This window comes from Prevotella sp. tf2-5, from assembly GCF_900115435.1.
Taxonomy (GTDB): Bacteria; Bacteroidota; Bacteroidia; order Bacteroidales; family Bacteroidaceae; genus Prevotella.
On the sequence record NZ_FOWK01000004.1, the window covers coordinates 163,005 to 178,152 of the forward strand.

The 15,148-nt window shown below is 45.7% G+C and carries 11 protein-coding genes; all 11 read left to right on the plus strand.

Features of this window, described 5'->3' with window-relative positions; all coding sequences use genetic code 11:
- Positions 1-23: 23 nt before the first annotated feature.
- The 11 genes from BM257_RS15125 to BM257_RS06005 all read left to right on the plus strand — a co-directional run bounded on the left by BM257_RS15125 (position 24) and on the right by BM257_RS06005 (position 15,128).
- Complete coding sequence (locus tag BM257_RS15125) at positions 24-2,333, plus strand: ADP-ribosylglycohydrolase family protein (RefSeq protein WP_255405583.1); 2,310 nt, start codon at positions 24-26, stop codon at positions 2,331-2,333.
- A 67-nt stretch (positions 2,334-2,400) separates the two neighbouring features.
- Positions 2,401-3,309, plus strand: a complete 909-nt coding sequence (locus tag BM257_RS05960) for a carbohydrate kinase family protein (protein ID WP_177216033.1) — start codon at positions 2,401-2,403, stop codon at positions 3,307-3,309.
- Positions 3,310-3,399: 90 nt separating this feature from the next.
- Positions 3,400-6,072 (plus strand): PD-(D/E)XK nuclease family protein, encoded by a 2,673-nt coding sequence (locus BM257_RS05965; RefSeq protein ID WP_092069692.1) that lies wholly within the window; start codon positions 3,400-3,402, stop codon positions 6,070-6,072.
- 14 nt (positions 6,073-6,086) lie between these two features.
- Entirely contained in the window at positions 6,087-9,236 is a 3,150-nt protein-coding gene (locus BM257_RS05970) for a UvrD-helicase domain-containing protein (RefSeq protein WP_092069694.1), read from the plus strand.
- A gap of 11 nt (positions 9,237-9,247) precedes the next feature.
- Positions 9,248-10,129 carry an NADAR family protein gene (locus BM257_RS05975; RefSeq protein ID WP_092069696.1) on the plus strand — a complete coding sequence of 294 codons (882 nt, stop codon included), beginning with the start codon at positions 9,248-9,250 and terminating at the stop codon, positions 10,127-10,129.
- Positions 10,130-10,154: 25 nt separating this feature from the next.
- Positions 10,155-10,853 carry an SIR2 family NAD-dependent protein deacylase gene (locus BM257_RS05980; RefSeq protein WP_092069697.1) on the plus strand — a complete coding sequence of 233 codons (699 nt, stop codon included), beginning with the start codon at positions 10,155-10,157 and terminating at the stop codon, positions 10,851-10,853.
- A gap of 86 nt (positions 10,854-10,939) precedes the next feature.
- Positions 10,940-11,572, plus strand: a complete 633-nt coding sequence (locus BM257_RS05985) for an HAD family hydrolase (protein ID WP_092069700.1) — start codon at positions 10,940-10,942, stop codon at positions 11,570-11,572.
- Between the two features lie 78 nt (positions 11,573-11,650).
- Positions 11,651-13,405 carry an ATP-binding protein gene (locus tag BM257_RS05990; protein WP_092069703.1) on the plus strand — a complete coding sequence of 585 codons (1,755 nt, stop codon included), beginning with the start codon at positions 11,651-11,653 and terminating at the stop codon, positions 13,403-13,405.
- Positions 13,406-13,415: 10 nt separating this feature from the next.
- Positions 13,416-14,333 carry a leucine-rich repeat protein gene (locus BM257_RS05995; RefSeq protein ID WP_092069705.1) on the plus strand — a complete coding sequence of 306 codons (918 nt, stop codon included), beginning with the start codon at positions 13,416-13,418 and terminating at the stop codon, positions 14,331-14,333.
- Complete coding sequence (locus BM257_RS06000) at positions 14,326-14,706, plus strand: SprT-like domain-containing protein (protein WP_092069708.1); 381 nt, start codon at positions 14,326-14,328, stop codon at positions 14,704-14,706. The genes BM257_RS05995 and BM257_RS06000 overlap by 8 nt, the downstream gene beginning before the upstream one ends.
- Before the next feature lie 11 nt (positions 14,707-14,717).
- On the plus strand, positions 14,718-15,128 hold the full coding sequence (locus BM257_RS06005; protein WP_143096775.1) for a hypothetical protein: 411 nt from the start codon (positions 14,718-14,720) through the stop codon (positions 15,126-15,128).
- Positions 15,129-15,148: the final 20 nt, after the last annotated feature.

The window sequence follows — 15,148 nt, forward strand, 5'->3', positions numbered from 1 at the left end:
AAACTCGGGGCGGGAAGAAGCTCATGAGCGAGTTACTGACAGACACTCGTAATTACATTGAACAGGCGGAACAAGCAGACGTAGAATCCCTGCGTCAGTTCTTGCTCACCAATCCGGAACGTCCCCTCATCGCGATGGGACATGGTGGTGCCCACTCCTCTGCTTCGTATGCAGCACTGCTCTACGGAACCAACTGTAGCTTAGGCCGTGTCGTAACTCCGTATCAGGCCAACTCTTTTTCTGACGAAACACTCCGTAACTCGAAGCTCCTGCTTGTCAGTACATCGCTGAAGAATCAGGACGCCGTGTACATCGCAGACCGCATGATTCGGGTGAATCCACAACATAGCTGCGCCCTCACCATGTCCCACGACGAGAACGCCGTCATGAAGCGTATGCAGAAGACCAATCCCAACAGTGTCATCCGTCATACTTTCGAGCACTCCAACGGATTCATTAGCGTCAATGGAACCTTCGCGTACTTCTCTTTATTATATAAAGCCTTTACTGGTGATGCCGACTTCTCGAATAAGCTGGCTCTCTCGTCAGAGCCTGCCGACAATTACGCATATCGCTGTGTCGATGGTATCTCGACTCCGCCAGACCTTAGCTCCATCTCGCAATTCACCGTATTGTACGGATCATACGGTGAACCTGTAGCTCATAAGATGGAGAGTAACATGACCGAAGCCGGTCTGGCCTCCTGTGTCATCTCTGACTTCCGCGACGAGTGTCACGGACGTTTCCTTGCACTCTCCAACTTCATCAGCAGTCCCAAACACCCACAGACCGACTGCGCACTGGTGCTGTTAGTCACTCCTCGCGAAGAAGCCGTATGCCGTAACCTGCTTGACCGACTGCCAGGTCATCTGCCCGTCATCATCATCCGTACTGACATCGACTCGCCATTGGGATCCATTGACCTGCTGTACAAGATGAGTATGTTCACCAGCGACTTCGGCGAGAAGTACCGTCATTCCAACCCCAACGATCCCAACAACCTGGGCGGTTTCAGTAAAGGAGCCTTCCGCGACCTCGTCAGCTTTCAGGAAGATTTTAGCTTGTACGGTCCTCTCAACTTCACAGCTGCCCCTGTTCCATATACGGACAGACTTCAGCTGAAGACCAAAACCAACAGTGTTGATGTCCTCGGATATCACTTCTCTGACATTGAAGTGCCGTATTTGTTGGCAGCCTTCGATGACAGTCGTGATGCGCTGAAGACGCAGCAGACCATTCTCAACCCTGAAAAGGGATATCTGAACAATCCCCAGCGTATTCGCCGCGACTTCCTTGAAGATCGCTTCCATGCGAAGTGCCGTAGAGCACTGGAATTCGAGAAGCCCGACTGTCTCTGGTGTGCTGAGTGGAAGAAGTTTCTTCAGGGAGAACCTGCCGACATCAATATTCTTAACGATGCATATATCAACTGGCTGGGCAGCACGCTGTGGTTCATTCGCCAACCCGATGGAACCATCAGTGTTGAAACGGTCATTCCAGGTGCACCTGTAACACTGCCCACTCGTGGACTCATTGGTGGCATCGTCGGAGATGTACTCGGCTCGAAATATGAGCTGGAGAAGGACAAACTGAAAATAAAAGCTCTCGCTGGCAAATCCCATCTGAAGCCGTCTGTAACCATGACATACACCGATGACACCGTGCTTTCGCTGGCTATTGCCAAGTGGCTCGTTTATGACCCATCGCATGACAAACAGACGCTCGTTGACCTCTTCAAACATCTCGCTCGTCGATATGCGCCATACTCTTTCAGTAAAACCTTCCGTGCTTGGGTTCGCTCTGACAACCGTGAACCTTATGGTGCCAATACCAACGGCAGTGCCATGCGTGTTGCTCCTGTAGCTTGGTACGCCCAGTCGCTTGATGAGTGTCTGGCTCTGGCGAAGACCTCCGCCGAAGTCACCCATAACTCTGATGAGGGTATCCGTGGTGCCCAGGCCATCGCTGCCGCCATCTTCCTGAACAGAACTGGCCACTCGAAGTCCGACATTAGGTCGTACATCGAACAGACCTTCGGTTACGATCTCAACCGTACCACTGACGATATTCGACCTTCATACGCATTCGAGACCACCTGTGATAAGAGCGTTCCAGAATCCATAATCTGCTTCCTCGAAGCAGAGTCCTTCGAAGATGCTGTCATCCGTGCCATCTCCCTTAGTGGCGATACAGACACCATGGGCTGCATGGCTGGTAACATTGCTGCTGCCTCGATGGACGTGCCTGCCGACCTTGCCACCTTCGCTTATGAGAAACTCCCGCTTGAACTGCGGGAGATTCTCGACGGATGGAACAGAACGGTATACGTATAAAATGAAAGAACTCCTGAAATGTATTTTGTACCTTTGCACCCAGATTGATTTATTTAGGTTGTATAATATGAAAAAGGTAAATGAAACGATTGGGCTGACATGCCTTGGTGCGGGTACTTTCCCGCTCGACAATCTTCAGGAGAAGATCGGTAAGAACGTGAACATCATCTACCAGCATGTGGGTGGTACGGCAGGCAATGTCATGACCATCCTCGCATGGATGGGGTGGCATACACTGCCTGCTGCTCGTCTCGATGACTCTGAGGTGGGGTTTCAGCTGAAGGCTGACATGGAGGCTTATGGCTGTGACACTCGGCTTGTCAGCAATGCGCCTGACGGTGGTACGACCATCCTCGACATCATCCACAAAACAGGGCGTGACGGTAAACCCAAGACCGCCTACATGGCTCACTCTCCTCGTGGTGGACGTTTCGTCAACCATCGCTTTTGGACGTTGAAACAGGCGCAGGAACTCTTCGACTCGCTGGAGGAGATGCCCGACGTATTCTTCTTCGACCGCTGCGCTCCTGGCAACATCCTACTTGCTCAGCTGTTCCATGAGCGTGGGGTGCTTGTGTATTACGAACCGAATGAGCCTGTAGACCGCAATTTTCTCCGTGCTGTAGCTGCCAGTGACATCGTGAAATTCTCTAACGAGAAGCATCCTGACGTCTCGTTCACTGAAGGTTTTACTGACAAGCTCTTCATTCAGACGCTGAACGAGAAAGGTCTTCGTTTCAAGCTTCGTTCAGAGGGCTGGATTACAATTCCTCCTGAACACAACCCACATGCTGTGGATGGTGAAGGTGCCGGTGACTGGACAACCTCGGCTTTCATCAATGAGATGGGGCATCACCACATGCTGACCTTTGACAGAATTCATCTGCCAAACGTCACCCACTGCCTGGAAGAAGCACAGCGGGTTGCTTCTCAAAGTGTTTCATATATAGGTGCAAAGGGACTGATTCATCATTAGTCCCTTACTATTTCTTAAAAATGAGCCTCAGAAAGTACAAGTTTGGGAAATTATTCGTAAATTTGCAGAAGATAGCTAAATAAACCAAGTATGAAGATTGTATATAGTCCTTTCTACAGTGGGAATTACTTTATGAACATGCAAGACCAGAAAGTGGCACTTGATGTTCAGGTATTGGAAACCCAAGGTCTTCTTAGCCAGCTTGCTTTACATGCTGGTATCCATCAACAAATGCCATCATATCCGGAACGGCTCACCTCGTACCATAAAGCTCTGCTGGATTATGATAGCAGTTTTAAGGACAATATCTTCCATCGGAGTATTGTCATTGATAGCATGAGTGTTGCTAAAACTCTACTCCGTTGGCGAGATAACTTGGCTCTGTGCGGTTGGAGTAAGAATATTGTTTTGAAAGATAGTACTCGTCTCAATACATTGGCTGAGATTGATAACTATTTCAAGGACGAAGGCCTTGCCGCATTGTTTACTAAACTATCAGACACTATCCGCAGGATGGAATCTGGAGAGCTAAATGTCCCTATGGCATACAAGACTCTCATCATTGAGATACCTTGTCATGTGGATCTCCTTCCTGATTTCATAAAACCACTTATGTCATCACTCCAAAATCTTGATGTAACCATTGAGGAGAAAACGGACTATACAAAGTCGCAACCAGCGACTATCACAGAGATACATTTTTCTCAGCTATGGAAAGCTGAAGCATGGTTGGCACAGCAGCAACCAAATGCTTATGAAGTTTGGATCAACACCAACAACAAGCGCCTTGACAACTGGCTTCATATGTCGGGCAACCCTGTCTGCGGTAGCGAGATGACCGATACCAATCCGCAGATAACACAAATGTTTCTATTGGCTATACAACTTTTCCAGCGTCCTCTTAATGTGAATACGCTTCTGCAATATCTCTTCCTGCCAGAATGTCCTCTTGACAGAAGACTTCGAAGAGAGTTGGCAAATAGAATTGTTCATGAGGGAGGCTTTTGCAATGAGAAGGTGCAGGATTGTGTCAACAGCTATATTGAGCGAGAACTTAAAGATGAAGATGATGAAACACCACAGGAAATGACAAAGGAACAGCGCGAGGAGAACTATATCACCTATTTACCGTTCGATATAAGGACAGATGAAGGAGCCTTACCACTCGCAGAGGAAGCGAACGAGGTGAATGTCAAAGCTCTGTCTAAATTTCTGTCTTCAATCAGTTCCTACGCATCAAGTAAAGCAGTAAAGATTGCTGCTGTACAACCTTATGACGCACGGATTGCTCAATTAAGGAACGTTGCAGAGATGACCGATGCATTGCTCCATCAGATAGAAACGTTGATTGATGGCAACTTGTCCTTTACTACTCTTAACCAATGGGCGCAATCGCTTTATGAGGACGGTGACTATACACTCTATCATGCGCAAGTCAATAGAAGGAACGTTATCAACAGACCCTCAAATATGATTGGGGAGTCCAAGAATACCGTATGGTGTGATTTCTATGGTGATGTGCAGGCCACCCTCTCTACTGATTTCCTTTCAAATCTTGAGGTAAAACAACTGAAGGATGCCGGTATCTTACTTTGGGACAAACAGCATGAAAGTGACTTTATGCACTTGATGCTGGCCATGCCTGTTTATAAGACTTCAGGTAATCTCACCGTTATAACTTGTTCACAGCAAGGAGCCACCAAACTACCCATGCATCCCCTGTATCTCCAATTGCCCGCCATCACTAAGCAGGAAGACGGAGATAAACTGTATAGCGAGATAGCTTCCAAGAAGATTGACGTGATTGACAATCACCGTGATACAGATGCAGAGAAAATCTGTTTTGATGCGGGAAAGCATCCTGTCAAATGGCGGTCTAAAGAGAGTTTTTCTGCCTTAGAGAAGCTACTCCAGTCCCCCCTCGACTATTTCATGAACTACACTTTGGGATTCACAGATGCCAGTGATACGGACATCAAATTGCCGCTGACTTATGGAAATGTGGCTCATGATGTGGTTGAGAATCTCTTCACTTCCGAAAGAAACGGTGAACCGCTTTCAGAATTTGTCGTCAGCCATTATGAAGTCGCATTCCGTAGGGCACTTATTAGAAAAGGCGCTATACTTTTGCTGCCTGAGCATCATCTCAACAAAGAGCGCATAAAATACAAGTTGAAAGAATGTGTCAGTAAGTTGGCCACTATCATTCAGGAGAATGGTCTGACGGTCATTCAGTGCGAGCAGGAAGAAGAACAAGATCTGGGACTACAAGGGGGTGTCGCTCTCCATGGCTTTATTGATATGTTGCTAAATGACAAAGCAGGCAACAATGTGGTGTTCGACTTAAAATGGGTTAGCAAAAAAGATAAGTACAAGACAGTGTTGGAGAAAAATCGTGCTCTCCAGCTTGCGATTTATAAAGATATGCTATTACACCATGATAATCGTCCTCAGTCCGTTCGCACTGCATATTTTGTCATGCCTTATGGAATACTCTACAGTACTGATGATTTCTTTGGTAGCAATTGTGAGTTGATTACTCCCAACATGCAGCCTGATATCATGGAACAACTGCGAAAGGGCTATGCCGAGAGGGTAAGTGAGATTAGTAGTGGAGTTATTGAAACGGCTGATAATGTACCCATCAGCAAGTTGAGTTATGCTCAGTCTGTCAATGTCTATCCTCTGGAAGATGACGGGAAAAAGACTGAGCCCAAAAAGGCAGAGAACCTGTATTCAGACTATAAGTGTTTCACCATCTAACGCTGCAGATTATCATGACAAAGACTTTCATAAGCGCCGGAGCAGGATCTGGCAAAACATACAGAATAACCACCGATGTCGCAAAGATGGTGTTCGACGGGAAGTTGAATCCCGAACAGGTAATAATGACTACGTTTACCAAGGCTGCCGCACAGGAACTACGCGAGAAGGCAAAAAAAGAACTGGCTAAACTTGGCAAGCATCGTGAGGCACAGCAAATGGAACATGCTCTTATTGGAACTGTCCATTCTGTGGCCAATTCTTTCCTGACCAAGTATTGGTATCTGCTCGGCATTATGCCTGATGCCGCTGCTATGGAAGAGAATGAACTCCAGCTTTATCGTGACCATTCACTTCGCGGGCTGCTTGAGCCCAAAGACCGCAATTTCCTCTATAGATATGCGGAAGACTATAATGTTATATATGATCCAAAGGAGCGCAAGTCTGGTATCAATTATGAGTTTTGGAAGGCTGACCTCTGTAAAGTTCTCGACTTCATGCAGTGGTATGGCATCAATGAAGAGCAACTGAAGAAAAGCCTTGAAACAACCGAAAGCTTCATTAAGTGTTTGGAACCTAAGGAAGATACATCACTGATGGAATGTGCCAAAGCCGTTATCTGTGAGGTTGAAGAGATTCTGACCAGTATGACCAGACCTGGGGCAAAGGCAAAAGCTGAATTCGAGCGTATCAATTACTACAAGGGGCGAGAACTTTCTATAGACGAACTGAATGACTTGGAATCTATAGCCAAGGGACGTTGCAAGGATTCTGATAATACAAAGCGTTTGTCAGCAAGTCTTTCAGGAATGGAAATTTTCACAGAGGAGAGATCCAAACGTCAAAGAGAGTACGCCTCCCTCATTTTCCGATTGGCCAGCAGATGGCAAAAGGAATACCGTCAGTATAAGGATGAGCATCACCTGATAGACTTCAACGACATGGAGGAGATGTTCCTTGACCTACTTGGGATGCCTGAGGTTCAGAATGACATCAAGTCGCGTTATACCCATCTGTTTGTGGACGAGTTCCAGGATTCCAACCCCATGCAGGTACGCATCTTTCAGGGACTTTCCAAACTGCTTAACACCTGCTATGTTGGTGATAAGAAGCAGGCTATATATGGCTTCCGAGGATCTGACACAGAATTGACAGCTGCAGTAGCCGACAGCATTTCTGACACAGAACATTTGGAGCACTCTTACCGTTCAGTCAAGCCGCTTGTTGACTTCTCTAATGCCATTTTCTCGCAGGTATTCAGCAAGATGACAGAGAAGGAAGTGAAACTATTGATGCCAGAGAAGAATGGCAATGACACTCCTGTCAAACATCCGCTTCGCCTATGGCCTTATAACGGTGACAAGAATCTTGCTCAACAAATCCAACAGTTCATACTCCAAGAGGGAATGGATGCGAAAGACGTCGCCGTCTTGGCTCGTACGAATGAGAACTTGGATAAGTTGGCCGATGAACTTCGAGCATTAAAGGTTCCTGTATGTCGTGAATCCAATGACATAAAGGAGTCAAGGGCTGGCCGTCTTATGAAAGCTCTTCTTACTTTGGTTAACAGACCACATAATCAGTTGGCACGAGCAGAAGTAGCCTATCTGACGGAACCAGGCTATAATGTCACCAAGATTATCGAAAATCGACTTGACTTCCTGTCTGAAGAGAGTCAAGACCCTACTGTGTATCTAAAAGAAGTGCCCATTTTAAACCGTTTGGGTAGTCTTCTGAGTTTTCGCTCCACGAAAGAACAGGAGTTTGCAACTAACTTGCTTGGCTATCAAAGTATAAGTTCGCTTGTTGAGAGTCTCGTTATCGAACTTGACCTCTATGCTCTAGTACAGGGGTGGGAAAACGCGTTAGCAGAGGAAACTAACCTCCAAGTGCTTATAGACCTTGCACGGAGATATGAAGACTATGCTACCAAATTAGCACAGCCCGCAACAGTGGCAGGCTTTATAGATTTCTTCACCGGACAGAAACAAGACGGAGCTGCAAACGAAGACGGTGTTCGGCTTTTTACTTATCATAAGTCGAAGGGGTTGGAATGGAAGGTAGTCATCCTGCTGTCGCTTGAAAACGATGCTTCCGATGCCACAAAGATAGCTACACGTAGTATGTTGGGATGCCACTATCATCGCGAACAGCTACCGACTCCGGAGAATCCAAACCCTCCTATGACTATCTCATTGGTTCGTAACATCTATGCTCCTTCAAACGAGAATGCCAAGAAATCTGCAGTCACATCACGTATGCAGCAACATCCGTCTTGGCAATCCATCTCAGAACGTGAGATAGGAGAGAATGCACGACTACTATATGTGGGTGTAACCCGTGCTCGCGAAATTCTGATTCTTGCCCCTAAAGAGAAAGACAATGGCATTACCCTCAGCTGGTTCCGTTCAGTTAGAGTTGAGAATGTTGCACAACTTCTTGACGGGAGTCATAGCCAAGACCTCTTTGGCATAGGTATGCCGTTCCATATCGAGCGTTATGATAGTGACAACGTTTTAGCTTGGCCTGAACACGTCATGAACGGTGTTCACGATATGGCAAAAGACTTCTCTCCGCTAAATAACATCCTTTTTGTATCTCCGTCAAAAGCAGGAACTGCTCCACATGACATTGTTCCCATAAACGACAAAGAGTATCGTATGCTCGTCCGTAACAAAACGAGCGAAGAAGCTCTCATGGGGGACTTCATCCACCAAGTATTTTGTTGTTGTGATGACGGTATCAGTGTTGAGCGAATTATTCAGCTCCGTGACAGCTATGGGTTTACAGAAAAGAATATGCCAGAGCCAGGCCGACTGTTAGATTCGTGGACATATCTGACAGATTTGCTTGAATCACGCTACGGAAAATCTGTAATGCGGCATCATGAGAAACCTTTCCGTCATATTGACGATGAAGGACATGTAGTTAGCGGCTACATTGATCTCATCTGGGAAACAGTAGATTCGTATATTATTATTGATTACAAGACATGTCCCGGCAGCTATAGTCTTGTGTTCAATCCAACCAGTGAACACTATGCAGGCCGTCATGGCGACCAACTCGACTGCTATCAGCAGGCTTTAGAAGCTGAAGGGAAGAAAAAGGTCGCTGCGAGAATTATCTATTATCCCATCACACAATTCGTCGTTGAAGTAAAGTAAATCAAATAATTATGAGAGTAACAGATAAACACGTATGTTTCTGGAACGAATGGCCAAGCAATTGGCATCCAGCAGAATTTGACATTGAAGTAAACGAAGTACACTGTCACTTCTATAATACTGAGCAGTATTTCATGTATATGAAGGCCATTGTCTTTGGTGATGAAGAAATTGCCAAGCAAATCCTCGCTGATGGCAATCCCAAAAAGGTAAAGGCTCTTGGCCGTAAGGTGCAGAACTATGACGAACAGGTTTGGAATGATAAGCGTTATCAAATCATGCTTAAAGCCAATGTCGCCAAGTTCAGTCAAAACGAAGACTTGAAACAACTTCTTCTATCCCCGGAATATAAGGGACATGGTTTTGTTGAAGCCTCTCCTTATGATAAAGTATGGGGTATTCGTATGTATGAGAGTAATCCAGATATAGACAACGAGACTAAGTGGAAAGGGCTCAACCTTCTTGGCAAAGTCCTGGACGAAACCCGCAGAATCATTGTTGAAGAAGAGTCCATTAAAGAGAATTTCTTAATCTGGGATGACCGAGATACAAACGAGTGCTTCTTTGGTATTTCTATTCTTATAGGTGACCAATCATATACAGGAAAGAAGGAGTTGAAGTTTGATTCAAGCAATCCTGATAAGATGCCAACAATATTGCTCCATGACGAATATTGGCAAGTCGAAAGCTTGAGACTTACCGATAGGCATGAAATGGAACTGAATCTTATCAGTAACGATATCACCAAAAAAGTGCTTGTTTCAGATGATGAAATTGAAAAGAAGGAAGCTTACAAGCTACTCTGTGCGGCCTTCGATAATACTGAGCACGAGAAATCAGAAGGTGAAGACTATGAAGATGTAGAGGATTTCTACGGATGGGAGCTTTCATAGTCTATATAGGCAACTAATTTGGTATATGAATAAGAAACTGGTTGTTCTGTCTGGAGCAGGAATAAGCAAAGAAAGTGGTATTGATACATTCCGCGATAAGGATGGCATTTGGAAAAAGAAAGATGCCATGCAGTTGGCAAGCATCGAAGGATGGAATAACAATCCTAAGGCTGTGCTTGACTTCTACAATGCCCGTCGTCGCCAGTTGCTGGAGGTTCAGCCAAACAAAGCTCATGAGTTGTTGGCACAACTTGAAGAATGGTACGATGTCAGTATAATCACCCAAAATGTCGATGACCTCCATGAAAGAGCTGGTTCTTCTCATGTCATACATCTTCATGGAGAGCTTGCCAAGGTCTGTTCGTCCATCGACAAGGAGAAAACGGAGTGTATCGAGTTCCGCCCTCTGTTTGATGATATTCAGCTTGGTGACAAAGCTAAAGACGGTAGTCAACTTCGTCCTTATATTGTCTGGTTTGGTGAACCTGTTCCCAACATGCCTATTGCAATGAATACGGCTTTCGAGGCTGATATCTTTGTTGTTATTGGTACGTCCCTGTTGGTTTCACCAGCAAACACACTAACAGCATGTTCAGGCGCAAATCATAATATTGTAATTGATCCAGGGGAGGTGGAGATTCCAGAAGGGTTCCTCCATATCAAGGAAACCGCAACTATTGGTATGGAAATGCTATACCATTCTCTCTGCAAATTGGCTCAATAAATCGCATTCGGTATACGTATAGAAACATAGCCTTTCCAAGGTAGATTGTCTAATTTTGCAGCCGTAAATGTTAATAGTTAGTGTTTATGGCAAAGCAGAAGATAATCAATCGTGACTACAAAACAGTGCTTTTCGACTACGACGGCACTCTATTCGATACTGTAGAAGCTGACCAGTACGTGGCCAGACAAAAGACCCTACGACGTTTTTCCCCTGAGTGGGTACAGGCCAGAAAGGAGTATCTCGAACACGTCAAGCAGTGTCCGTTGTACGATGGTTGGCACCAAGTCTTCGAATACATCAAAGCAAACAACATCCAGGCAGCCATCGTGTCTGGCAACAACCGTGAAGTTCTGAACGTAGCCGTTCGCACTTTTGGTTTGCAGGAAATCTTCCCTAAGGATAAAATCAATCGCATAGGCTGTAAAGATGCCACTGGGCGAAGAATAAGGAAACGTGGTGGTAATCCCGCTCTCTTCGAATATGCTTTGAAGCAACTCAAAGAAGACCCTACTCATGTTCTTGCCTTTGGCAACGAACTGTGCGATGCACAGGCTGCTGGCAATGCAGGCATCAAGGCATACCATTGTCTTTGGGGTGCAGATGCAGGCGAGAAAGAGCTGATGCTCGCAGACCCAGAGCATCAATGTATTACATCACCACTCCAAATAATCGACATCTTGCGTTCTGAGGTCAATTCTCAGAACCAACCAGCTTAATCTGTTATATGTATAACTTTAGTGTTTGTTTTGTTGTTAATGCCTACCTTTGCATCACAAAATCAAAAATAGTACAATATGAATATTAGAAAGAAACCAGTACGCAGACTTAAGTCAGGAATCGGAGGTCAGGTAGATCTCCCAGGTGAGATTATGGACGAGTTCAAGGAGCCTGACACTTGGACTATCATCACTGCACTTGACAGAATCCTTGATTTGGCACAGGACTCTCAATTGTCAGACGAGTTTTGGAAGTCGGTAAAGAATCCATTGGCTTTTCTTAATAAGGAACTGGGGTTAACCAACGTCCAGATTGTCGCTCTTGCCATGCTCATTGAGGCTGGCGAACCGATGTCTTGGAAGAGCATGGGTAACTATCTCGGCTGTTCTCGTCTGTCAATCATGGTATATTCTGAGGAGATTGAGGAATTGGTAACCAAGCGCTGGGCTATTCACAAAGGAGTCCATGAGATTGGTGGTTTCTTCGAGGGTATTGCTCTGGTACGTGGTGTAGTCACGGCACTTCGTCATAACAAGACATTCGTTCCAGAGAAGATAGACGGTCTTAATGAGCAACAGTTCGTTGACAAACTGGAGAGGCATGTCGAAAAGAATATGAATGACCGCAATGCAGTATTTAATGATGATGAGGAATGGATGCGCGAATTTGCCAAGGCGAATCCACATCTTCCTCTCTGTCATGAGGTCCTGAAGTTTGATGATATTCATGTTCAGTCGCTTCTGTTGCTGATAGTCGTTGATTATGCACAGTGGGAAGGTTCTGATGGTGAGGGTCTTACCTTCCAGACTATCGATGGTCTTTATCCAGAAGAGTATGACTGTGACTTTATGCGCGAGGGACTTAGAGACGGGACTCATCCCCTCATTCAATGCGGTTATATTGAGCATAAGTGTAATGAGGGCCAGGCCGATACAGAGCAGTATATGCTCACACGTAAGGCAAAGTCTGAGCTTCTTTCTGCCTATACGCCCAGTCACTCAAAGTGTAGAAGGATGAGACCCGATGACCGCTTCCTGAAAAGCCACGATGCCATCAGGGAGAAGTCGTTGTTCTTCAATACATCAGAGCAAGAGCAGATTGAGCGACTCACCAGTCTGCTTAGTACCGAGACCCTGCCCTCTATCCAGAAGCGACTCGAAGAACAGGGTATGCGCAAGGGCTTTGCTTGCTTGTTTTATGGTGCCCCTGGTACGGGTAAGACTGAGACTGTCCTACAGATTGCCCGTCAGACGGGACGTGACCTCATGCAGGTGGACATCGCTGGTCTGCGCGATAAGTGGGTTGGTGAGAGTGAGAAGAATATCAAGGAGGTGTTTGCCCGTTATCGCAGACTGTGTCAGAACAGCGAGGTGATGCCCATCCTGTTTTTTAACGAGGCAGATGCCATCATCAACAAGCGCACGGAGAACGTGGAGCACTCTGTCGATAAGATGGATAACGCCATGCAGAACATCATCCTGCAGGAGATTGAAGACCTTGATGGCATTCTCATTGCCACCACCAACCTGACGAGCAACCTTGACAAGGCCTTTGAGCGTCGTTTCCTCTACAAGGTGGAGTTCCACAAGCCTGATACGGACGTGAAGACCAAGATTTGGCGTTCCATGCTGAAGGATATCAGTGCAGACGATGCCCGTCAGCTGGCCTCCCACTTCGATTTCTCTGGTGGTCAGATAGAGAATATCGCCCGCAAGCGCACAGTTGACTACATTCTCTCAGGTAAATTCGCTTCTCTTGACGAGATAGAGGGCTACTGTCGCGCAGAGCTCCTGGGTGGCAAGGAACGAAGAAGCATAGGTTTTATTTCATAAAAGTATTGTCATGAAGAAACTTATCAGTACTAAGGGACTCCATGACGGGCATTTCGATGCCCCATGGACTAACACGGCAATCCATGAAAGGGTTGACAATAAACTCATGCATTGTTACAAACAAGACTACAGAGAAGACATTGTGATTGCTCCTACTCTCTCATACGAGCTATCAGGAGGAGTTGTTATGACTCTTGAATTGGCATATACTATAGACAATCCAACTCCCCAACGACTGGAGAATTTCCGAGAGGCATGTGAGAACTTCTATGAACTTTACGGATTCATGGTTGAGAACGAGAACGGTACTTCCCGCGTCCTTTTCCGTGCCATTGACATCTTCGACATGGCTTCACTTATCCATGCTCTCGACTATCAGAGTGTCAGTCTGGAAGGTGTTATCTGTGCTGTTGATGATGGTCTGACAGAGAAGGATGCCATCTACTCGCCCTCTGGCTCATATCTCATACAGATTCCTAATATTCCTCACTATCGTATCAAGGAAGGTACCCTCTATATTTCACCGATGGCAGCCAGGCATTGTATTGAACTCCAAAAATTGGACATCCCTGTTGAGATGCTTTTTGACAACGGATCGCTCCGTGAATACCCACAAGGGCTGAAGGTCAAAATATGGGATACACATTATGACGGAACACCTGTTGAAGAAGAGGATGACTTTAACAATGATATGCCCATATTCGATGACCATGAAGTTGGTTATTCAAAAGATGGTAAGATTCTGATAGGATGTCGTTATACCTTCAATGATATCTGTTATGAGGTGCCTGATGGAGTTGAAGAAATTGAAGACTTTGCTTTTTTAGCTTGCCGCCATAACGTAGAACTCTCCATACCTCGCACTGTTAAGAAAATTGGTGACTACATCTTTGGAAATGGTGGAGTAATTAATATTAGAGATGAATAAGATTACAAAGGAAGATATCAGAGTCCGCTATAAGGAGTATAACCAGCTTTACTTTGGCAATCAGCTGAAGTATTGTAAGTTTTCAGTCCAGAAGATGTCGTGGTGCGAAGGGATGTACACCTATAAGAAGGAGAAAGACGGCATCATTGAAGGTCGTATCTGGCTTACCAATGATATTGACTGGACGGAAGAAACTCTCCGTGAGGTCATTATCCACGAGATGATTCACCACTATGTCAAGACTATCGACCGCAAATGGGGAGGTCTCTTCGGACATGGTCGCCTTTTCCGCAGACAATGCAAACGCCTAAAGAGGGACTACGGGCTTACTATCCGAATTCACTCTAGACTACCACGAATAAATAATAAATGATTATTATGAAAATGACGAAACTATTTTTTGCCCTTTTAGCTTTGATAATGGTATCCTGTGAATGCCCTTATCAAGACGAGTTGGACCGTGCCCAACAGCGCAAAACTACGGGCGATGTGTTCCATGCCGATGTGTTACTTGGCACTTGGCAGTGTTATTACCCTATGATTATTGGTGGGGTGGAGTTTAAACAGATTAAGTTCATGTCAGGTGGCAAAGCCGACATCACGATGGCCAAGCAACATGACACCGAATGGTACACAGAGACCTACAACTATGCCTACTATGGCAATACCCTGCGATTCTCCAGAAGCGGGAGTAATATCTCCTTAACTATCGATGGGTATTTGTTCCCTGAACTATATCTAAGAGATTCTTTCGGTCGCTATACAATGGCTAAACGTAGAGCCGACGGTTGCTAAACAATTATATTGATTAACAA